Raw genomic sequence first — 22,289 nt, 5'->3', positions numbered from 1 at the left:
GTTGTTCATAAAAGAGTCTCAGCTATCAAAGCAATCGAAGGTTATGGACGATTATTTCAAAGGGAGTCCACTTCTCCAAGATTTTTTTGATTATGACTATCAAAACGATGCCGATTATAGTGAGCGGAGAATAGAATTAGGTTTACGTAAGTTTCAAAGAGAAGCTCTTACAGAACATTTGCTAATGTTTAATAAAAACTATCAATGCTCTACTGAAACAGTAGTGAATATTGAAAAGTTCCTCGACGATCGCACCGTAGTAGTAGTAGGTGGGCAGCAGGCTGGAGTTTTAACTGGTCCTTTATATACAATACATAAGATTATTACCATTCTAAAGTTTGCAAAAAGACAAGAGGAGTTATTACAAGTTCCTGTTCTTCCTGTATTTTGGATTGCTGGGGAAGATCACGATTTTGAGGAAATAAATCATATTTATAGTGTAGACGCAGGTAAATTACATAAAAGAAAAGTTAAAGAGGAAAATCAAACAAAAAAATCCGTTTCTGAACTTACCTTAAATAAAGATGCTATAACTAAATTAGTAAGAGATTTGTTTTTAGATACAAGTGAAACTATTCATACCAAGTCTTTAGTAAATGAAATACATTCATTAATTGTTAATAGCGAAACTTACATTGACTTATTTGCAGCATTTATCCACAAATTATTTAAACATAGCGGGATTATTTTACTCGATTCACACCATCCTGATTTGAGAAAGCTAGAAATTCCTTTCTTTAAACAACTTGTAGAAGAAAATCAGTCTCTTAATGAGAAATTTTTACACACTTCAGAGGCTTTTTTAGCGAAAGGGTATGGCGAACCAATTGAGCGGGCAGAAAATAATGCGCATTTATTCTATCATTTGAATGGAACGCGCTTGTTGTTAGAACGACAGGAACATGTTTTCGTTGGCAAGCAGCAAGTCTTTTCTATTGGAAAAGAGGATCTCGTAAAGCTGATTGAAGAAGAACCTCATAATTTTAGCAATAACGTGGTAACGAGACCTTTAATGCAAGAATTTTTATTGCCAGTGTTAGCATTTGTTGGTGGACCAGGTGAGATTGCCTACTGGGCTACCTTAAAAGATGCGTTTCATTTATTTAACTTTAAAGTACCGCCAGTTGTTCCGCGACTTTCCATGACCTTTGTGGAACCGCATATAGAAAAGTGGCTTGAAAAAGGAAGTTCGACTGCTCTAGAGGTAGTTTCAAGTGGTACCATTCGTGCTAAAGACCAGCTCGATTATTGGAATGAGAAACATCAAATCGACGCAGCGTTACACAATATTTTAGACCAAGTGGAAAGAATACACTTGCCACTGAAAGAACTTGTTTTGAAGTTTGATAAGGGTTTAGAGCCGATGGCCCTGAAAAATGAGTTGATAGTCAAAAAAGAACTTACCTATCTAGCGCAAAAGATTGAAAAAAGCGTTCGACAAAAATATGATCATGAATGGGCAAAATTTGAATTAATTGAATCAAACCTGATACCTAATGGAGGTCTTCAGGAGCGGAGTTTGAATATCCTTAAGTATCTAAATGAGTATGGTTCCACATTTGTAGAAGAGTTGTTAGAGCTACAATATGATTTCAATAATCAACATAAATTCATATACCTTGGTTGACAAATATCGGTGTGTAGTGACCTTCAATAAAAAATATGGCGAACAAAAATCCTGTGTATTTTGCAGGATTTTTTTTTATTATCAAGAATTTTTAAAATAAAGTGGTAGAAAGTGGAGGGATGTGGTATTTTAGAGGTATAAAGTGGGGAGAGGGGGAACTTCACGTGTTTATGGGGGAATATCATCATACGATTGATGAAAAAGGAAGAATGATTATTCCTGCGAAATTTCGTGAGGGACTTGGCTCCAACTTTGTGATAACTAGAGGATTAGACCAATGTTTATTCGTTTATCCTGAAAGTGAATGGAAGCAATTAGAGGAAAAACTGAAAGTTTTACCTTTTACGAAAAAAGACGCTAGAGCGTTTACTCGTTTCTTCTTTTCAGGAGCAACGGAGTGCGAGTTAGATAAGCAAGGGAGAGTTCTTGTTTCAGCACCATTACGACAATACGCATCTCTTGAAAAGGAATGTGTTGTTATAGGTGTATCTAACCGTGTGGAGGTTTGGAGTAAATCAATGTGGGAAGAGTATTTTTCTCAGTCTGAGGATTCGTTTAGCGAGATAGCAGAAGGAATTGTAGATTTTGATTTATAAACGAAACTAAGATAAGTGCTACAGATGGTTTAAACGTGTAATTGTCGGATAAATCACTCTCGTTTGTTGCAACATAGAAGAAGTACATAAATTAAGAAGGTGTTTATATGTTTAATCACATTACAGTTTTAAAAGAAGAATCAGTCTTGGGACTAGATATTAAAGAAGATGGCGTATATGTGGATTGTACTCTTGGAGGAGCAGGACATTCCCAATTAATTCTGTCCAAGCTTTCTAGTAAGGGACACTTATATGCTTTCGATCAAGATGATATCGCTATTGCTCACGCTAAAGAAAAATTAAAAGAGTACGAAGGTAAGTTTACAATTATAAGAAGTAATTTTCGCTATTTAGAAAAGGAATTACAGGAACGAGGCGTTAGTAAAGTTGATGGGGTTTTATTTGATCTCGGGGTTTCATCACCACAATTAGATGAAGCTGAACGTGGATTTAGTTATCACCAAGACGCACCACTTGACATGCGGATGGATCAGTCATCTCCCTTAACTGCTGAAGAAATTGTCAACGAATGGTCATTTCATGATCTTATGCGCATTATCTCAAGGTACGGTGAAGAGAAGTTTGCGAAACAAATTGCTAGAAAAATTGAAATGCATCGCTCTGAAAAACGCATTAAAACAACAGGAGAATTAGTCGAAATTATTAAGGAAGCCATCCCGGCACCTGCAAGACGGACAGGTGGGCATCCTGCAAAACGAACATTTCAGGCTATTCGTATCGCTGTAAATGATGAACTTAGAGCATTTGAAGATGCGCTAAACGGGGCTATTCATATAACAAAAATTGGTGGAAGAATTGCTGTTATTACCTTCCATTCATTAGAAGATCGAATTTGCAAAACAATTTTTAAAGATGCTAGTACAGGGCCTGAACTACCACGTAACATGCCAGTTATTCCTGAAGGCTACGAACCAGTACTCAAACTTATCACCAGAAAGCCAGTATTACCTTCTGATATGGAAGTTGAGGAAAATAAGCGTTCACGATCTGCAAAGTTACGAATCGCTGAAAAACAAAAGGAGGTTTAATGAAATGAGTAATCTTGCTAGACAGTTTGAAACAAAGCAGAATCATACCATATCTACAAATGTTCAGAACAAACCTTTAAGAAAAAATCGCATTACTAGCGGAGAGAAATTCTTATACTTTACGACGATTTTCGGAATAGTATTCGCAACGTATTTGGTCATTTCTACATATGCAAGCATTTATATCACAAATAGTGAAATTCACTCTTTGGAGCGATCGATTAATGAACAAATAACAAATAATGAAGCGCTTCAACTCCAAGTGACAGAACTTTCGGCGCCTGACCGAATTTTACAAATCGCTAAAGATCAGCTTGGAATGACTTTAAACGATAAAAATGTTAAGGTTGTGCAGAACTAGTTCAATACTGAACTAGTTTTTCACATATAAGAGGTGATCATCTTGGGAACAGCTAAACTCAATAAAATGAATATTAGAGCAGTTGTATTGTTAATTGTTTTCTTGTTATTGTTTTCCCTATTAGTAGGTAGAGTTGGTTATATCCAGTTTAACAAGACTGTGAATGGACAGGAACTTGAAGGGATTGCTGAAGATCGCTGGACGAGAAAATATCCAGTAGAAGGGAAAAGAGGGACAATTTTTGATCGCTTTGGCGATGTTTTAGCCGAAGAAATACCATCTTATACCCTTGTAGCCATCCTTGATAAAAATTCTCGAAACCGTGTTGAAGACCCTAAACTGACAGCTGAGAAATTAGCACCTGTTGTTCAAAGAAATGTAGAAGATATAGAAAGGATTCTATCTACTGGTCTAGCCGACGGACGATTTCAAGTGGAGTTAGGGGTAGGAACGAAAAACTTAAGTTTAGAGACAAAAAGAGAAATAGAAGAATTGCAGTTAAAGGGAATTACATTTCGAAAGGAACCCCGTCGTTATTACCCTAAGCAAACTTTTGCTTCTCATGTTATAGGTTATACAGAACGGGATATGTCAAGAGCTAGAATGGGCTTAGAAAGTAGTTTAAACGAGTACTTAGATAAAGAAGATGGCTTTATTCAATATTTAAGCGACCGTAAAGGTATAAAGCTTCCTAATATTGAAGAGGTCATTGAAACACCGCAAAATGGATTTGATGTATTTCTGACAATTGACTCCAATATACAAATGGCCTTAGAGCAAATCATGTCACAGGTAGAGGAGCGCTATGAGCCAGAACGCATGATGGCAATTGTTGCCGACCCTAAAACTGGCGCAATCCTTGCAATGAGTAATCGGCCAAGCTTTAATCCGAACTTCTATGAGGAAATTACGAATTATACAAACTTTACAATATCCTCTAGATTTGAGCCTGGTTCGACAATGAAGATGTATACATTAGCAGCGGCTATTGAAGAAGGTGTATACGAGGGTAGTGAACTCTATCAATCGGGAAGTTATCAAATTGGTGGAAGAAGAGTCCGTGACCATAACCAAGGATTAGGTTGGGGCAAAATTCCTTTTGATGAAGGGTTTCAACGTTCGTCCAACGTCGCTTATTCAATTTTAGCTTTAGAGAAATTAGGACCTGATCGTCTATATTACTATCTAGATAGATTTGGATTTAGGGCATCTACTGGTATTGATCTTCCTAATGAAGCTAGTAGCCTAATTGCTGACTCATACAGAATTGATGCTGCTACTACAGCATTTGGACAGGGATCAGCGATTACTCCTATTCAACAAATTCAAGCAGCTACTGCGATCGCGAATGGTGGAAAGATGATGAAACCTTACATTATCGATCGCATGGTGAACCCTAATACTGGTGAAGTTGTTACTAAAACAGAGCCAACTATCGTGGGTGAACCTATTTCTAGTACGACAGCAAAGCGAGTTCTTGAATTAATGGAATCAGTTGTTACCTCTCCGGCAGGGACAGGTAAACCTTATTACATTGAAGGATTTGAAATCGCAGGGAAAACCGGAACAGCTGAAATATCAAATCCAAATGGACCAGGATATTTGAGTGGACATGGTCAGTATATTTATTCCTTTATGGGAGTAGCACCGAGATCAAACCCACAGTTAATTGTTTATGTAGCTGTTGACCGACCGAAAATTGAAATATACGAGCAGGGATCAGCTCCTGTTTCCCAGATTTTTACATCGGTAATGAAGCACAGTCTGCAATATTTAAATATTTCTCCAAATGCTAGAGCTACAGGTACACAATTTATTGATGAAGGTTCACTTATTGAAGATTATGTTGATGAAACGACACTCTCTGCAAAAGCTGAGCTAGAAAATTTAGGTTTAGATGTTCACGTAATGGGGACAGGAAATAAAATCGTTGCTCAAGTTCCTCGGAAGGGTACGATGCTCTTACCTGGTGAGAAAATTCTATTTAAAACTAATAGTACTACTTTCCCGATGCCTAACATCACCAATTGGTCATTAAGAGACGTAATGAAACTAGCAGATCTTCTTGAATTAAATGCTAATATCATTGGTACGGGCTTTGTAAGAGAACAAAGTATCTTACCGGCTACGGAAATTGAAATAGGAGATTACATTGTCATTGAATTAACACTACCAAATCAAATGGATGTGGACGTCTCTTTGCCTGTAGAAGAGGAAGAGGAGGATACTAAAATAATCACCATGGATTAACACGGACAAGGTGGTCTAAATTTATTCGTACAAGCATAAAGTTGAAACAAGCCTACAAATGTTACCTAAGATAAGGGGGATATAGTTGTGCGTGTTTCTAATGTTACTGTACGAAGACGTTTAGTTTTCGTTTTAACTTTCGGCTTACTTTTCTTTTTTGTAATTGTCCTAAGACTAGGGTATGTTCAATTTGTTCTAGGAGACGATTTAACAAACCGAGCCGAAGACTCATGGAGTAGAAATATTCCTTTCGAAGCTAAACGAGGTGAAATCCTAGATAGGAATGGAATTCCCCTTGCCACAAATGTTAGTGCTCCATCAGTCTTAATTGTTCCAAGACAAATTAAGAACCCTGCTGAGGATTCAGCGAAATTAGCCAGTGTTCTTAGAATGGATCAAACACGAGTATATGGTCTTTTGACTAAGAAAGAATCCATTGTGCGAATTAATCCTGAGGGTCGCAAAATTAGCAATCAACTTGCAAATGAGGTTCGTGCTCTTGGGATACCAGGAGTATATATTGCGGAGGATAATAAGCGTCATTATCCGTTTGGTAACTATTTGTCACATGTACTTGGATTTGCAGGAATTGACAATCAAGGTCTTACGGGAATTGAACTTTACTATGAAGAAAAATTAAGTGGCCAGAAGGGTTATGTGTCATTTTTTTCAGATGCAAAAGGGCGTCGGATGCCAAATTTAGCCGATGAATATACCCAACCAGTCGACGGGTTAGATTTAAAGTTGACCATTGATACAAAGGTTCAAACGATCATTGAACGGGAATTAGATATTGCTGAAGCGATTTATAAACCTGATGGCGCAATTGCAATTGCAATGAACCCTAACACAGGTGAAATCTTAGGAATGTCAAGTAGACCCGATTATGATCCCGAGAACTTTCGAAATGTACCACCAGAAATTTATAACCAAAATAAGCCGGTTTGGATGCAATATGAACCTGGATCAACCTTTAAGATTATTACGCTAGCAGCGGCCCTTGAAGAAGGAGAGGTAGACTTAGAGAAAGATACATTTAACGATCCTGGCTTTATAGAAGTTTCTGGCCACCGTTTGCGCTGTTGGAAGAAAGGTGGTCATGGGCACCAAACATTTCTAGAAGTTGTTCAAAACTCATGTAACCCAGGTTTTGTTGTCTTAGGTGAACGTTTAGGAAAAGATCGATTGTTTGATTATATTGAGAATTTTGGTTTCGGCCAAAAAACTGGGATTGATCTACAAGGCGAGGGGAAAGGGATTTTGTTTAATCGAGATCGTGTAGGTCCACTTGAACAAGCGACCACTGCTTTTGGCCAGGGGGTTGCGGTAACACCGCTTCAACAGGTTACAGCTGTTTCTGCAGCCATTAACGGTGGGTACTTGTATACACCATATATTGCAAAGGAATGGCTTGACCCAATGACAGGTGAAACATTGAATATGACTCAACCGGTCATGAAGAGAAGAGTAATTTCTAGCGAGACTAGTGCTCAAGTTCGTTATGCTCTTGAAAATGTAGTTGCAAAAGGAACAGGTAAAGGAGCATTCGTTGAGGGTTATCGGGTTGGAGGAAAGACAGGTACTGCTCAGAAGGCTCAGGGAGGACGTTATTTAGAGAACAATCATATTGTCTCTTTTATCGGTTTTGCGCCAGCCGATGATCCACAAATCGTTGTCTATGTCGCCATTGATAATCCGAAGGAAACCGTTCAGTTTGGTGGAGTTGTTGCAGCACCTATCGTAGGAAAAATTATTGGTGATAGTCTAAGGGCAATGGGTGTTGAAAAAAGAACTGACCAAATTGAAAAAGAACGGATCTGGACCGATCAACCTTTAGTTGAGGTACCAGACGTAGTAGGAAGAACAAGACGTGAGATCAATGAAGCTTATTACGAATTAAGGTTAGATGTCAGTGGTTCAGGAGATATCGTATTAGCTCAGTCCCCGGAACCTGGCCTAAAAGTAAAGCAAAACTCGACGATACGCATTTTATTAGGTGACAAATCTGATAGTGAAGATTAAAATAAATCTATCTGTCTTTTAATAAAAGTATGTGGATCGGTGTAGTCAGCGTAATTATTAGGGATAGCACTTTGATCTTCCTAAAGTAGCTATCCCTTTATTTAAATGTTGAAGTTTCAATTTTTTGTATCATAAAATTGAAACTTCAACATTTAAACCACTGCTAGAGTTTAAAAATCCATAAATAACGATACGATAGAAGTAAGTAAAGATTGTGAGGTAACGTAAAATGACAAAATTAAGTGAATTAGTTAACCACCTATTTGAATATAAGAAGACGAGTAATCAAGATCCTATTATTAATTCAATTGAAATGGACTCCCGACTAGTGAAAAACGGTAGTCTATTTATTTGTATAGAAGGTTATACAGTTGATGGGCATAATTTTGCGAAAGAGGCTATTAAAAATGGTGCAGTCGCAATTTTAGCTGAGAAGCCAGTTGATGTTGAAGTTCCAGTCATTTTAGTAAAGGATACGAAAAGATCGATGGCGATAATTGCCAATGTCTTCTACGACCATCCTACAACAAAGCTTACCTTAATTGGTGTTACTGGAACAAATGGAAAAACGACTACAACTCATCTAATTGAGAAAATACTCAATGATGCGAAAAAGCAAACCGGCCTTATTGGCACAATGTATATGAAGATAGCTAATGAAACGATTGAAACTAAGAACACAACTCCAGAGTCGTTGGCTTTACAACAAGTTTTTTCAAAGATGGTTGAAAAAAATGTGGACACAGCGATTATGGAAGTATCAAGCCATGCACTCCATTTAGGCAGAGTAAGAGGGTGTGACTTTGATATCGCTGTGTTTACCAATCTAACTCAGGACCATCTTGATTATCATGAAACGATGGAAGCGTACCGAAATGCGAAAGGACTATTGTTCGCTCAATTAGGTAACTCATACTCTCATCAAAGTCGAAAGATTGCCGTCTTAAATAGTGATGATCAAGCATCTAAAGAGTATGAAAAAATGACAGCTGCCCAGATTGTTACATATGGCATAGATCAAAAGAGCGATATTACTGCAACTAATATCCGTATTACAGCTCAAGGTACATCCTTTGACGTAAATGCATTTGGTAAAGAAGCTCCGGTGTCTTTAAAAATGATTGGAAAATTTAGTGTTTATAATGCATTAGCAGCAATGGCCACATGCTTAGTAGATGGTGTTCCATTGGAAGTAATTATTAACTCATTAGAAGAAGTAGAAGGTGTCTCAGGCCGTTTTGAGCCTGTTGACGCAGGGCAGGCTTTTACAGTCGTTGTAGATTATGCCCATACTCCTGATAGCTTAGAAAATGTCTTACAAACAGTTCGTGAGTTTGCAAAAGGAGACATCTATGTCGTTGTAGGATGTGGTGGAGATCGCGATAAAACAAAACGACCACTGATGGCTAAAATTGCCAGTGAGCTCGGTGATTTTGTTGTCTTAACGTCAGATAACCCAAGAAGTGAAGATCCAAAACAGATTATACTTGATATGGAAAAAGGGTTATCAGATCAACATAAATCTACCTCAATGATAGATCGAAGAGAAGCAATAACATATGCAGTCAAACAAGCTAACCCAAATGATGTCATTGTGATTGCTGGTAAAGGTCATGAAACATATCAAATCATCGGGAAAGAGACATCCTTTTTTGATGATCGGGTGGTAGCTACTGAGGCGATAAAGGAGTTGTTAAAGAATGGCCATTAAACTCAACCTTTTAAAAGAAATAGCATCGAAAGATAGAAGTGCTATAGGCGAAGATATAAATATAAAGGAAGTTTTTATCGATAGTCGTAAGGAAGTTCAAAACGGCTTATTTATTCCGATTGTTGGAGATCGCTTTGATGGACATTCGTTTTTACTTGGAGCAATTAAGAATGGCGCTATTGCAACACTATGGGAGGAAGGAAAAGAATTACCCAGTGGTCTACCAGAAAACTTTCCCATCTTTTTTGTTAAGGACACGTTAAAAGCTTTAGAACAGTTAGCTAGAGTATACTTGCAAGAGGTAGCGCCTATTGTCATTGGGGTTACAGGTAGTAATGGAAAAACTTCTACTAAGGATCTAATTGAAGCTGTATTAACTACTGAGTTTAAAACTCATAAGACAGCTGGGAATTATAATAATCACATTGGTTTACCTTTGACAATCTTGTCGATGCCAAAAGAATGTGAGGTCATTATTCTTGAGATGGGAATGAACAACTTTGGAGAAATATCTTTCTTAAGTAACCTAGCAAAACCAGATCTAGCTATCATTACAAACATCGGGGAATCACACATTGAACAATTGGGAAGTCGAGAGGGAATTTCAAAAGCGAAATTAGAAATTGTTGACGGCTTAAAAAACGATGGAGTGTTAATTTTAGACGGTGATGAGCCACTGCTTCTAGGGGAAAAAAGTGCCCAGACAATTACATGTGGCTATGGAGAATCAAATGATTATCGAATATCTAATATTGAGCAAAAATCTAATCTAACCAGATTTTCAATTAATGAGCAAGATCATTATACAATCAGACTTCTTGGCAAACATAATATAAAAAACTCTTCGTATGCAATTGCCGTTGCAAAATATTTAGGCATGAACGAGCATACAATTCAAGTAGGATTAAACAATTGTGTGTTAACAGGAATGAGGATGGAAAAACAGCAAGGTTTAAATGGTTCTATTATTATCAACGATGCTTATAATTCTAGCCCAACGTCTATGAAAGCTGCTATTGAAACAATGAAACAGTTAGATGGTTTTCAAAGAAGGGTACTGGTTTTAGGAGATATGTACGAATTAGGAAATGATGAAAAGGAACTACATCGTTCAGTAGCTAGCGTAATATCAACACCTATTACACATCTTCTTACAGTAGGCGACAAAGGAAAATGGATTGCGGAGGCATTATTAGAGAGTAATAATGATAAAATAGAAGTGAACTCGTATCATTCAAAGGAAGAGCTCACAAAACATATCAAACCTTTATTAGATCATGGTAGCATCGTTCTTATTAAAGCATCTCGTGGGATGAAGTTAGAAACGATTGCCAAGGACCTATATTGATAGAAAGGGGGCTTAGGTAATGTCTGAAAAATTTTTATTTATTACACTAGTTGTAGCTTTTGTTATAGCAGTTATTCTCTCTCCAATCATTATTCCATTTTTGCGGAGATTGAAATTTGGTCAGAGTATTAGGGAAGAAGGACCTAAATCTCATCAAAAAAAGAGTGGAACACCAACAATGGGTGGAGTCATGATATTACTGGCTATTGTGATTTCTACGATCGTTATGGTAGGACAATATGATGAAGTTTCTGCGGAGATTTATTTATTACTCCTTGTTACTGTTGGTTTTGGACTTTTAGGATTTTTAGATGACTTTATTAAAGTAGTATTAAAGAGAAATTTGGGATTAACCTCTAAACAAAAGCTACTAGGTCAATTAGTCGTTGCTGCTATTTTCTATATTGTTATTAGGCAGTCAGGACTATCAACAGTCATTTCAATCCCAGGCACCGATTTAGGAGTGGATATTGGCTTATTTTACTTACCATTAATTGTTGTGATGCTTGTGGGAGCTTCAAATGCAGTAAATTTAACAGATGGATTAGATGGGCTTTTAGCAGGTACATCAGCAATAGCTTTTGGTGCCTATGCAATTATTTCTTTTAATGCTGGTCAAATGGACGTTGCGCTCTTCTGTGCTGCTGTTGTTGGCGCGGTACTTGGCTTTTTAGTCTTTAACGCTCATCCTGCAAAAGTATTTATGGGGGACACTGGTTCCTTAGCGTTAGGAGGAGCAATTGCTGCAGTCGCAATTTTGACAAAAATGGAGATATTACTAGTAATTATTGGTGGAGTTTTCGTTATTGAAACTCTTTCAGTTATTATCCAAGTTATTTCGTTTAAAACAACAGGAAAGCGTGTGTTTAAAATGAGTCCACTTCACCATCACTATGAATTGTCAGGGTGGTCTGAGTGGAGAGTCGTTGTCACTTTTTGGCTAGTTGGTCTCGTTTTTGCGGTGCTAGGAATTTACTTAGAGGTGTGGATGTAAGATGAAAAATACAGAGATCTTTAATGGAAAACATATATTAATTATTGGCCTTGCAAAAAGTGGGTTAGCTGCAGCAAAGCTTCTACATAAATTAGGTGCTACTATTGTTGTAAACGACCAAAAGCCATTAGATGAAAATGCGCAAGCGCTTGAACTTCAACAAGTAGGAATTGAAGTTATTTGTGGAGGGCACCCCTTAGAAATACTAGATCATCAATATGACTTAGTTGTTAAAAATCCAGGTATTCCTTATTCTAATCCTTTAATTCAAAAGGCATTAGAAAAAGGAATTTCTGTCGTTACCGAGTTAGAAATTGCTTCGTTACTTTCAGAAGCTGAAATAATTGCTATTACTGGCTCTAATGGAAAAACGACGACTACGACTCTTATTTACGAAATGTTAAAAGATAGTAAAAGAATACCTTTAGTAGCAGGTAATATCGGAACAGTCGCATGTGAGGTTGCGGAAAATGCAAAGGAAACGAATGTGCTTGTAACAGAAGTTTCTAGTTTCCAGCTCATGGGAACTGAGCTCTTCCATCCGAAGATTGCTGTGTTTTTGAATTTATTCGATGCCCATCTCGACTATCATGGTACTCGTCATGAATATGGTTTAGCTAAGGCAAAGATCTTTGCTAACTTAACGGAGGAAGATTTTTGCGTTGTGAACGAAGATGATGCAGAGGTTATGAAACTTTCTGAGAATGTAAAAGGGAAAAAAGTAACATTTTCTGTGCAGAAAAAAGTTGAGAATGGAGCTTTTATTGAAGATAACCAAGTGTATTTTCAAAATGAGCAAATCATATCGGTTGACAAAATCGTATTACCTGGCAAACATAACTTAGAAAATATCCTTGCAGCAATTTGTGCGGCAAAGCTAGCAGGTGCAAAAACAAAACAAATAGTTAGCGTTCTAACAACATTTGCTGGTGTTAAGCATCGCACTCAATATGTGACTACAATTATGGATAGAAAGTTTTACAATGACTCAAAGGCTACGAATATGCTAGCTACCAAAGTAGCAGTTTCAGCCTTCCATCAACCAGTCATATTACTAGCTGGTGGATTAGATAGAGGGAACGAATTTGATGAATTAATTCCGACATTAAAAAAGGTCAAAGGCGTTGTATTGTTTGGAGAAACGGCTTCTAAATTACAGCATGCAGCCCAAAAAGCAGGGTTGGGTCTCATAAAAGTTGTCAACAATGTTACAGAAGCTGTAAAGGTAGCCTATGAATTGTCGGATACTGGAGATGTCATTTTACTTTCACCAGCGTGTGCGAGTTGGGATCAATTTAAGACGTTTGAAGACCGTGGAGAAGCTTTTATAGAAGCTGTTAATAATCTATAAAATAATGGACATGTTTTTGTGAGCTTGGCATAGAAATAGGTAATAGGGGCTTGCCCAAATTCAAGAATGAATGAGGTGTTCCACATTGCCTAAAACGAAATCTACACCAGACTTTGTTTTAATCATTACAACTCTAGCCTTGTTAACTGTAGGGATGATCATGGTATATAGTGCTAGTGCTGTTTGGGCAACATATAAGTTTGATGATGCATTCTTTTTTGCAAAAAGACAGCTGTTTTTTGCAGGGCTAGGGGTCATTGCTATGTTTGTAATCATGAATGTTGATTATTGGATATGGCGGAAGCATTCTAAACTCATCGTTATCATTTGTTTTATCTTACTAATTATCGTACTAATTCCTGGAGTAGGATTAGTTCGAGGTGGAGCGCGAAGTTGGTTAGGAGTTGGAGCCTTTTCTATTCAACCTTCTGAGTTTATGAAATTTGCTATGATCGCTTTTCTCGCGAAATACTTGTCTGAAAATCAAAAGAACATCACGAAATTTAAACAGGGCTTATTGCCGTCACTATCATTAGTTATGCTTGCTTTTGGTTTAATTATGTTGCAGCCAGATCTTGGTACAGGTGCAGTGATGGTCGGGACTTGTATTGTGATGATTTTCGTATCAGGAGCAAAGATAAGCCATTTTGTTGGGCTTGGGATGATAGGCTTAGGTGGACTTGTAGCCTTAATTATTTCAGCACCATATCGGATGAAACGAATTACATCTTTTTTAGATCCGTGGTCTGATCCACTAGGAAGTGGTTTTCAAATCATTCAATCACTTTACGCGATTGGCCCAGGTGGATTAATGGGATTAGGGTTAGGAGAAAGTAGACAAAAATTCTTTTATCTACCAGAACCTCAAACGGATTTTATCTTTGCCATACTTTCAGAGGAACTAGGCTTTATCGGCGGTACGTTTGTTATTTTATTATTTAGCATACTACTATGGCGTGGTATCCGTGTTGCTCTAGGTGCTCAAGATTTATTTGGAAGCTTGCTTGCCATAGGGATCATTGGGATGATTGCTATTCAAGTGATGATAAACATCGGTGTAGTTATTGGGCTAATGCCGGTAACAGGAATTACGCTACCATTTTTAAGCTACGGTGGATCTTCCTTAACACTTATGTTAGTCGCTGTAGGAGTATTATTGAATATAAGTAGATATGCGAGATACTAAGTGCGAATTATAAATTAGGAATTATGAATTGTGAATTATGAATGAGAAGGCTTCGTAGCTTTTCTATAAAACAATTGAACATTCACAATTCATAATTGCCCCTCCAAGGGGGCTTTTTTCTTTTTATAGGTGATATTTAGTGTTAAATTAAGATATAATGGAGAGATGAGAAGATTTTTCCTTTTCGCAAATGGAGGTGTTTGTCATTATGAGAGTGATCGTTAGTGGTGGTGGGACAGGAGGTCATATTTATCCTGCCTTGGCTTTGATTAAAGAAATACAAAAACGAGAACCGAATGCAGAATTTTTATATATAGGAACTGAGAAAGGACTTGAAAGCACCTTAGTTAAACGTGAAGGGATTGCTTTTAAAACCATTCATATTACAGGCTTTAAAAGAAAATTATCTTTAGATAATGTAAAAACCGTTATTCGCTTTTTAAGAGGGGTAACTAGAGCCAAACAACTCATTAAAGACTTTAAGCCAGATGTTGTCATCGGAACTGGGGGGTATGTGTGTGGTCCTGTCGTTTATGCAGCAGCAAAACTAAAAATTGCAACGGTTGTTCATGAACAAAATAGTGTTCCTGGCTTAACTAATAAGTTCTTAAGTAAATATGTAAATAAAGTGGCAATTTCCTTTAAAGAATCGAAGAATTTTTTTCCGAAAGAGAAGGTTGTTTTTACAGGTAATCCTAGGGCTACTGAGGCGGCGTTAGTTGAGGAAAAAGATCGCTTAACAGATATGGGATTAAGCAAGCTGAAAAAAACAGTTTTAATTGTCGGGGGTAGCAGAGGTGCTAAACCTATAAACGACGCTTTCTTAGAAGTCTTAAGAGATGCTGGCCAAAGAGAGTATCAATTTCTATATGTTACCGGTGATGTTCATTACCAAAATGTGATGAAAAAAGTGGAGGAGCACGGAAATCCACCGAATATTAGAATAGAACCATTTATTCACAATATGCCAGAAGTTTTGAAAAATGTACATTTAATAGTTGCTAGAGCGGGTGCTACTACTTTAGCTGAAGTAACAGCTATTGGATTACCAAGCATACTAATTCCTAGTCCTTATGTGACAAATAACCATCAAGAGAAAAATGCCAAGTCCCTTAGTGAGAATGGGGCAGCAGTAGTAAAGTTAGAAAAAGAAATGTCAGGAGCGATCTTGCTTAAAGAAATTGACGAGATCTTACTTAACGAGAGTAAATGGAAGCAAATGCATGAGGCATCGTTAAAACAAGGGAAACCAGAAGCAGGACGAGAAATGTATGAGCTAATGAAAGAGTTAGCAAAATAATAGAATTTGGAGGATTATATGGATCGACTTATAAAAAAACTACAGGAAGCAAATGTAGGCCAATTGCGAGTAAATGAACCTTTGGCTAATCATACAACTTGGAAAATTGGCGGTCCGGCCGAAGTTCTTGTCATACCGAAAGATATTGATACCTTAATTACTACTTTCAAAATAATTAATGAAAGTGGCTACCCTCTGTTTATCCTTGGAAGAGGTTCAAACCTTTTAATTTCAGATGAGGGTGTTAATGGAATGGTAGTTAAGATAAGCGATTGTTTAGATCATTTAGAAGTTAATGGTGAAGAAATCCGAGTTGGAGCTGGGTTTTCTTTGATAAAATTAGCAACCATGATAAGTAAGCAAGGATTATCAGGACTTGAGTTTGCTGGTGGTATCCCAGGATCCGTCGGTGGGGCAGTCTTCATGAATGCAGGGGCACATAAATCAGATATCTCAAATATCTTAACTAAAGCTAGAATTCTTTATCCAGATGGTACGGTAAAATGGTATTCCAATAAAGAAATGGATTTTTCCTATCGAACTTCTAGGTTGCAAAAAGATGGTGGTATTTGTATTGAAGCTATCTTTCAATTGCAAAAGGGTGAAAAAGAAGAAATTGTAGCAGAAATTCAGAAAAATAAAGAATATCGTAAGAAGACGCAACCATGGGATTATCCTTGTTGTGGTAGTGTTTTCCGTAATCCATTGCCAAATCATGCGGGGAAGTTAATTGAGGATGCTGGCTTAAAAGGATTTACAGTTGGTGGGGCGCAAGTATCTGAGATGCACGCTAATTTTATAGTAAATATTGGTGATGCAAAAGCAAGCGATGTTTTAAAATTGATTGATCATATAAAAGCCGTGGTTTACAGTAAGTTTCAAATTGAACTTGAAACAGAAGTAGAGGTAGTTGGGAATAGAAAATAAATGTAAAAATCTTGTTTTTATGTTACATTTAATAGTGCAAATTGCATTTTTGAAAACGGCATATGTTGTATGCCGTTTTTTTAAATTTTTTCTTACGAATTACTTGTTTACAAAACAGAGAGAAGCTAAGATAATAATATATCAATGTTGTCAATAGTTTGTTATTTATTGCACTTACGTTTTAAATTTTAGCTAAGCTTTTATAAGTTAGTAACCAGATTAAGTAGAATAACTTCAGTCTCGTTTACTAACCGTCTAACATAGCATACATTGGAGGAAGGTTGTTATGGATCAGCAAAAGGTGATAACCCTTGAAGATCGAATTCCAAAGCTTAGAATTCAAAGAAAGCAACGAGCAAATAGACGTTTAATCTTCTATTTGTCATTCTTTTTCCTGTTATTACTAACAGTTATATATTTTCAATCACCGTTAAGCGATGTAAAGGAAATTGTCATCGATGGTAATCGCTATGTTTCAGACGAAGCCATTATAAATGTTAGTAGACTTGAGGAAAGGACAAGCTATTGGGGATTAAATAAGCAATTGATTGAAGACGAGGTATCCTCTATCATTGAAATTAGTGACGTGAAGGTGCAAAGGATATTCCCAAACACAGTTAAGATCACTGTAAAAGAATACACAAGAGTTGCTTATTTAGTTGCGGAAGGAAAGTATTATCCTATTTTAGAATCTGGGAAAATCTTAGACAAAGAGGAATTCTCACAACGGTTTCCGACTGATGCACCGTTATTAATAGGCTGGAAAACAGATGATGAGTTGGCTGAGATGGCAGCAGAACTAAGCTACCTACCCGAAAGCCTAATTCATCGAATATCAGAAATATACTTTACGCCTGTCCAAGAAGATCCACTTAGGATTACACTATATATGAATGATGGATTTCAGGTGAGCTCAACAATACGACATTTTTCGCAAAGAATTGGAGATTATCCCGCAATTGTAAAGGAATTGGACCCGAATATAAAAGGGATCATTCATATGAAAATGAATCCTTATTTCGAACAATTCCTCGATAATGAGGAGGAAGAAGAAAGTGAAAGTGAAGGGTAATCATGTCATCCTCTCAGTTATCTTGATCATTACGGGATTTATTATTGCATTATCTTATCAATTTGCAAATGAAGTCCCTAAAAATCAGGTAATTACAGAGAGGCAATGGAAAAAAGAAGACGAATTAAGAAATCAAGTGTTATTTGAACAATCAGTAAACCGTAACCTAGCTGAAGAGTTGCGTGCGATACAAGCAGAAATTACTGGGATAGAAGAAGAAATCGCTATACAACAAAGGACTTATTTTAACTTAGTAGAAGATTTAGACAAGCTTCGTATGGCTACAGGTACCGTAGGCATAAAAGGCCCAGGAATAGAAGTTACATTAACGGATGCACAATATGTACCTGACGGAGATAACCCTAACTTTTATATTGTTCACGAATTTCATATTCAAAAGGTTATACATGAATTATTAGTAACACAAGCTGAAGCAATCGCTATTAATGGGCAACGAATATCACATCGATCTTACATTCAATGTGTGGGCCCTGTAATTCGTATTGATGGTAACACTTCCTTTGCTCCGTTTGTGATTACTGCAATTGGTGATTCGGCTAAATTACACGATTCTCTTCATTTGCCAGGTGGTGTAAGGGATCAACTACTCTCTGACCAAATAGAGGTGAGAATTGAAAAGAAGGATCTTATTATGATGGACCCTTACTTATCAGATAGAGGGTGAGTTTAATATGAAAGATAGAGTTATTATATTTTCAATCGTTACAACCATTATTGGTTTTATGATCGCTATTCAATTTAAGACGACCAATGAACCTGTTGTTCGAGATACTCGAGATATTTTACAGTTACAGCAAGCTTTGCGTCTTGAAAAAGAACGACAGCAAGAGCTTAACCAAGAAATTCAGAAACAACTAACTCTCCTAAACCAACTTCAGGAGAAAGAAAACATTGAAGATGTTATGATTGATGCTTTAAATGATTTGAAGGAACGGGCGGGATTAACCCCTGTGAGTGGAGAAGGAATTATCTTGGAAATTAAACCAATGTATACTGACTATGGTTTTGTTCCTCAAACTGTTCCTCCTCATTTATTAAGGATTTTAATTAATGAATTAAATATCTACAACGCTCGTGATATTGCAATAGGAAACCAACGAATTATTTCTACTTCTGCCATTCGTGACGTAAATGGTGTCACCCATGTAAATGCAAGAAGAATACCCAATTTGCCGTTGAAAGTGAAAGTTCTTGCTAATGATGCAGAAAAATTGCATCATGAAATGATTGTTTCTCAATCGGTGGAATACTTTGCAATTGAAAATTTAAGCATAACATCGACGCCAATTAATTTCACTACGTTACCTGGTTATGATCAAGCACTACGAGTTCGATATTTACAGCCAATAAAGGAGGAATCATAAATGTGGTTACCGGTTATTGGGCTGCTTATAGGTCTGCTTCTAGGATTTTGGACAGAATTCAGGATCCCTGACGCTTATACAAACTACCTATCAATTGCAGTTCTTGCTGCACTTGATACACTATTTGGAGGAATTAGAGCACATTTGCAAAATACGTTTGAAGAAAACGTGTTTGTAACTGGTTTCTTTTCAAATATATTGTTGGCTGCAAGTTTGGCTTTTCTAGGCGTGCATCTTGGTGTAGACTTATATTTAGCTGCAATTTTCGCCTTTGGAGTTCGCTTATTTAATAATATCGCTGTAATTAGGCGGATCCTTCTTTCGAAGTGGACAGCGAGAAAAGAAAATGAATCTGAAGTTTAAACCTGACGACTCTGAAGTTATTTTAAAAAAACAAATTATTTTTATGTGAAAAAAAGGGGAATGAAGAGTATTTGTTGAATAATTACTTAATGGATAGAGAAAAGTTTACTGGTTTTTAAGCGTGATTTTTCTTATACTGTTCATAGGGAAATATTTTTCTTGATATTGTAACAAAATACTTTTCTTTTCCTAATATTTACTAAAGCTTAAGTTCGATTATTAGGGTAATATGAATGATAATAGAGAAGTTTATTTATTGAAGGAGGTGCCAAAGAATGAACAACAAAGAGACTTATGTTAGTTTAGACATCGGTACATCCAATGTTCGAGTAATCATTGGAGATATTGCAAACGGCTCATTAAATATCATAGGTGTAGGTAATTCAAAAGCAGAAGGAATAAAAAAAGGTTCTATTGTGGATATTGATGAAACAGTTCGATCCATAAAGCGTGCAGTTGAGCAAGCTGAAAGAATGATTGGCATGTCTATAGAAAATGTGATTGTTGGTGTATCTGGCAACCATATTCAACTTCAACCATGTCACGGAGTTGTTGCTGTTTCAAGTCCTGATCGCGAAATTGGCGAAGAGGACATCAGAAGGGTAATTGATGCTGCTCAAGTTTTTTCACTACCACCAGAGCGAGAAATTATTGATGTGATACCAAAGCAATTTATTGTTGACGGTCTAGATGAAATTACTGATCCAAGAGGAATGATAGGTGTTCGACTAGAGATGGAAGGAACCATTATTACAGGTTCTAAAACAATCTTACATAACTTATTACGCTGTGTTGAAAGAGCCGGCTTAAATATTGCAGATATTTGCTTACAACCACTAGCAGCAGGTTCAGTTGCTGTGTCTAGGGATGAAAAAGGTTTAGGAGTTGCCCTCGTTGATATTGGTGGTGGTTCTATGAGTGTATCGATCTTTGAGCAAGGTACACTACAAACTACTACAGTAATACCTGTTGGTGGCGACCATATAACAAATGATATTGCGATTGGCCTCCGGGTTTCTACTGAAGAAGCTGAACGTGTGAAAGTTAAATATGGACATGCCCATATTGAATTAGCATCAAAAGATGAGACCTTTAAGGTTTCAAAAATTGGTAGCGAGTTAAAGGAAGAATTTTCCCAATATGAGTTATCATATATAATTGAACCTCGCATAGCTGAGATGTTACAGTTAATAGAAAATGAGGTTTATAGACTTGGCTATGGAGACTTACCAGGAGGATTTGTCCTAACTGGTGGGACGGTGAAAATTCCTGGTTTACTTGAGTTAGCAAGGGAAATCCTACAAAATAATGTGAGGGTTGCTATTCCTGATTATATAGGAGTACGTGAACCTCAATTCACAACTGGGGTAGGCTTAATACAATTTGCCCATCGTAATAGCAAAATACAGGGCAAGGAAGTAGCTGCCACGTTAGGAACTATCCAAGTTGAAGACAAGCAAGACAGAAAAGAGGCTCCTGCTAAAAAGAAGGATGCACTTCAAGGTCAAGCTGTTAAAAAGAAAGTATCAAGTTGGTTTAAAGTATTTTTTGAATAACCATAATTTAACTGAAATGATATCGAGACATGATCGATTGGGGGACCTTATATGTTAGAGTTTGAAATGGATATGGACCAATTAGCGAAAATTAAAGTCATCGGAGTTGGCGGTGGCGGTAGTAACGCTGTTAATAGGATGATTGAAAACGGCTTACAAGGTGTAGAGTTTATTGCGGTGAATACTGATGCGCAGGCTCTTCATCTTTCGAAGGCGGAGCATAAATTACAATTAGGTGGGAAATTAACACGTGGATTAGGTGCTGGTGCTAATCCAGACGTTGGAAAGAAAGCGGCAGAAGAAAGTCGCGAACATTTAGAAGGAATTTTGTCTGGTTCGGATATGGTCTTCATTACTGCTGGAATGGGTGGTGGAACTGGAACAGGTGCTGCACCAGTAATTGCAGAAATTGCTAAAGAAATTGGAGCTTTAACTGTAGGTGTTGTTACACGTCCGTTTACATTTGAAGGAAGAAAACGTTCTAGTCAAGCGGCTGGTGGTATCAGTGCTCTTAAAGAAAAAGTAGATACCTTAATTGTTATTCCAAATGACCGTTTATTAGAAATTGTTGATAAGAATACACCAATGCTCGAGGCTTTCCGTGAAGCTGATAATGTATTAAGACAAGGTGTACAGGGTATTTCCGATTTAATTGCAGTTCCAGGGTTAATTAACCTTGACTTCGCTGATGTGAAAACGATTATGAGTGATAAGGGTTCTGCTTTAATGGGAATTGGTATTGCAACAGGTGAAAATCGTGCGACAGAAGCTGCAAAGAAAGCTATTTCAAGTCCATTATTAGAAACGTCAATAGATGGTGCACAAGGTGTACTAATGAATATTACTGGTGGAACAAATTTAAGTTTATATGAAGTACATGAAGCTGCCGAAATCGTTTCTTCTGCTTCGGATCAAGAAGTTAATATGATTTTTGGTTCTGTAATTAATGAAAATCTTAAAGATGAGATTGTAGTTACCGTTATTGCAACTGGCTTTAATGACGAAGTTCCAAAAGTGGCAAGAACACAAAATCAAACTCAAGGGAAACCAGCTGCTACAAAAAAACCGGTTGCTCAACAACATGAAGAAAGCTCGTATTCAACGGAGCGCCAACCTTCAGTACAGCAGGAATCAGTTGATACATTAGATATTCCAACGTTTTTAAGAAATCGTCGTAATCGTTAAACCTTT

19 protein-coding genes are annotated in these 22,289 nt (G+C 37.0%); all 19 read left to right on the top strand.

The genetic code is table 11. The features are described from left to right. Window position 1: 1 nt before the first annotated feature. The 19 genes from bshC (at window position 2) to ftsZ (ending at window position 22,283) form a co-directional block, all read left to right on the top strand. Window positions 2-1,627, top strand: a complete 1,626-nt coding sequence (gene bshC / locus DS745_RS17250) for a bacillithiol biosynthesis cysteine-adding enzyme BshC (protein ID WP_129079471.1) — start codon at window positions 2-4, stop codon at window positions 1,625-1,627. A gap of 164 nt (window positions 1,628-1,791) precedes the next feature. Continuing rightward, the gene (gene mraZ / locus DS745_RS17245) at window positions 1,792-2,223 is read left to right on the top strand and encodes a division/cell wall cluster transcriptional repressor MraZ (protein ID WP_129079470.1); all 432 of its coding nucleotides are present in this window, start codon (window positions 1,792-1,794) and stop codon (window positions 2,221-2,223) included. Window positions 2,224-2,330: 107 nt separating this feature from the next. Further along, the gene (gene rsmH, locus DS745_RS17240) at window positions 2,331-3,272 is read left to right on the top strand and encodes a 16S rRNA (cytosine(1402)-N(4))-methyltransferase RsmH (protein ID WP_129079469.1); all 942 of its coding nucleotides are present in this window, start codon (window positions 2,331-2,333) and stop codon (window positions 3,270-3,272) included. Window positions 3,273-3,276: 4 nt separating this feature from the next. Next, window positions 3,277-3,633, top strand: a complete 357-nt coding sequence (gene ftsL / locus DS745_RS17235) for a cell division protein FtsL (RefSeq protein ID WP_129079468.1) — start codon at window positions 3,277-3,279, stop codon at window positions 3,631-3,633. Window positions 3,634-3,675: 42 nt separating this feature from the next. Beyond that, window positions 3,676-5,883 carry a penicillin-binding protein gene (locus DS745_RS17230; RefSeq protein WP_338324552.1) on the top strand — a complete coding sequence of 736 codons (2,208 nt, stop codon included), beginning with the start codon at window positions 3,676-3,678 and terminating at the stop codon, window positions 5,881-5,883. An 87-nt stretch (window positions 5,884-5,970) separates the two neighbouring features. After that, on the top strand, window positions 5,971-7,905 hold the full coding sequence (locus DS745_RS17225; RefSeq protein WP_129079467.1) for a stage V sporulation protein D: 1,935 nt from the start codon (window positions 5,971-5,973) through the stop codon (window positions 7,903-7,905). Window positions 7,906-8,134: 229 nt separating this feature from the next. Then, the gene (locus DS745_RS17220) at window positions 8,135-9,616 is read left to right on the top strand and encodes a UDP-N-acetylmuramoyl-L-alanyl-D-glutamate--2,6-diaminopimelate ligase (RefSeq protein WP_129079466.1); all 1,482 of its coding nucleotides are present in this window, start codon (window positions 8,135-8,137) and stop codon (window positions 9,614-9,616) included. Beyond that, window positions 9,606-10,964, top strand: coding sequence for a UDP-N-acetylmuramoyl-tripeptide--D-alanyl-D-alanine ligase (locus DS745_RS17215; protein WP_129079465.1), 1,359 nt, complete (start codon window positions 9,606-9,608; stop codon window positions 10,962-10,964). Before DS745_RS17220 ends, DS745_RS17215 begins: the two co-directional genes overlap by 11 nt. Window positions 10,965-10,983: 19 nt before the next feature. Further along, window positions 10,984-11,958: a phospho-N-acetylmuramoyl-pentapeptide-transferase gene (gene mraY, locus DS745_RS17210; RefSeq protein WP_129079464.1), complete on the top strand. Its 975-nt coding sequence runs from the start codon at window positions 10,984-10,986 to the stop codon at window positions 11,956-11,958. A 1-nt stretch (window position 11,959) separates the two neighbouring features. Continuing rightward, window positions 11,960-13,309 carry a UDP-N-acetylmuramoyl-L-alanine--D-glutamate ligase gene (gene murD / locus DS745_RS17205; protein WP_129079463.1) on the top strand — a complete coding sequence of 450 codons (1,350 nt, stop codon included), beginning with the start codon at window positions 11,960-11,962 and terminating at the stop codon, window positions 13,307-13,309. 85 nt (window positions 13,310-13,394) lie between these two features. Then, window positions 13,395-14,495: a stage V sporulation protein E gene (gene spoVE, locus DS745_RS17200; RefSeq protein ID WP_129079462.1), complete on the top strand. Its 1,101-nt coding sequence runs from the start codon at window positions 13,395-13,397 to the stop codon at window positions 14,493-14,495. Window positions 14,496-14,703: 208 nt separating this feature from the next. After that, window positions 14,704-15,795, top strand: a complete 1,092-nt coding sequence (gene murG, locus DS745_RS17195; protein WP_129079461.1) for an undecaprenyldiphospho-muramoylpentapeptide beta-N-acetylglucosaminyltransferase — start codon at window positions 14,704-14,706, stop codon at window positions 15,793-15,795. Window positions 15,796-15,813: 18 nt separating this feature from the next. After that, window positions 15,814-16,722 carry a UDP-N-acetylmuramate dehydrogenase gene (gene murB, locus DS745_RS17190; protein WP_129079460.1) on the top strand — a complete coding sequence of 303 codons (909 nt, stop codon included), beginning with the start codon at window positions 15,814-15,816 and terminating at the stop codon, window positions 16,720-16,722. A 286-nt stretch (window positions 16,723-17,008) separates the two neighbouring features. Then, entirely contained in the window at window positions 17,009-17,794 is a 786-nt protein-coding gene (locus DS745_RS17185; RefSeq protein ID WP_129079459.1) for a cell division protein FtsQ/DivIB, read from the top strand. Further along, on the top strand, window positions 17,778-18,479 hold the full coding sequence (locus tag DS745_RS17180) for a DUF881 domain-containing protein (RefSeq protein ID WP_129079458.1): 702 nt from the start codon (window positions 17,778-17,780) through the stop codon (window positions 18,477-18,479). Before DS745_RS17185 ends, DS745_RS17180 begins: the two co-directional genes overlap by 17 nt. A 7-nt stretch (window positions 18,480-18,486) precedes the next feature. Further along, a complete protein-coding gene (locus DS745_RS17175) occupies window positions 18,487-19,179 on the top strand; it encodes a DUF881 domain-containing protein (protein ID WP_129079457.1) in 693 nt (230 codons plus the stop codon). Next, window positions 19,180-19,542 (top strand): small basic family protein, encoded by a 363-nt coding sequence (locus tag DS745_RS17170; RefSeq protein WP_129079456.1) that lies wholly within the window; start codon window positions 19,180-19,182, stop codon window positions 19,540-19,542. A gap of 275 nt (window positions 19,543-19,817) precedes the next feature. Further along, the gene (gene ftsA, locus DS745_RS17165) at window positions 19,818-21,098 is read left to right on the top strand and encodes a cell division protein FtsA (RefSeq protein WP_129079455.1); all 1,281 of its coding nucleotides are present in this window, start codon (window positions 19,818-19,820) and stop codon (window positions 21,096-21,098) included. 51 nt (window positions 21,099-21,149) lie between these two features. Continuing rightward, window positions 21,150-22,283, top strand: a complete 1,134-nt coding sequence (gene ftsZ, locus DS745_RS17160; RefSeq protein WP_129079454.1) for a cell division protein FtsZ — start codon at window positions 21,150-21,152, stop codon at window positions 22,281-22,283. Window positions 22,284-22,289 lie beyond the last annotated feature (6 nt).

The sequence above is a fragment of the Anaerobacillus alkaliphilus genome (assembly GCF_004116265.1).
GTDB classification, from domain to species: domain Bacteria; phylum Bacillota; class Bacilli; order Bacillales; family Anaerobacillaceae; genus Anaerobacillus; species Anaerobacillus alkaliphilus.
This window is presented reverse-complemented; position numbering and strand designations above follow the sequence as displayed.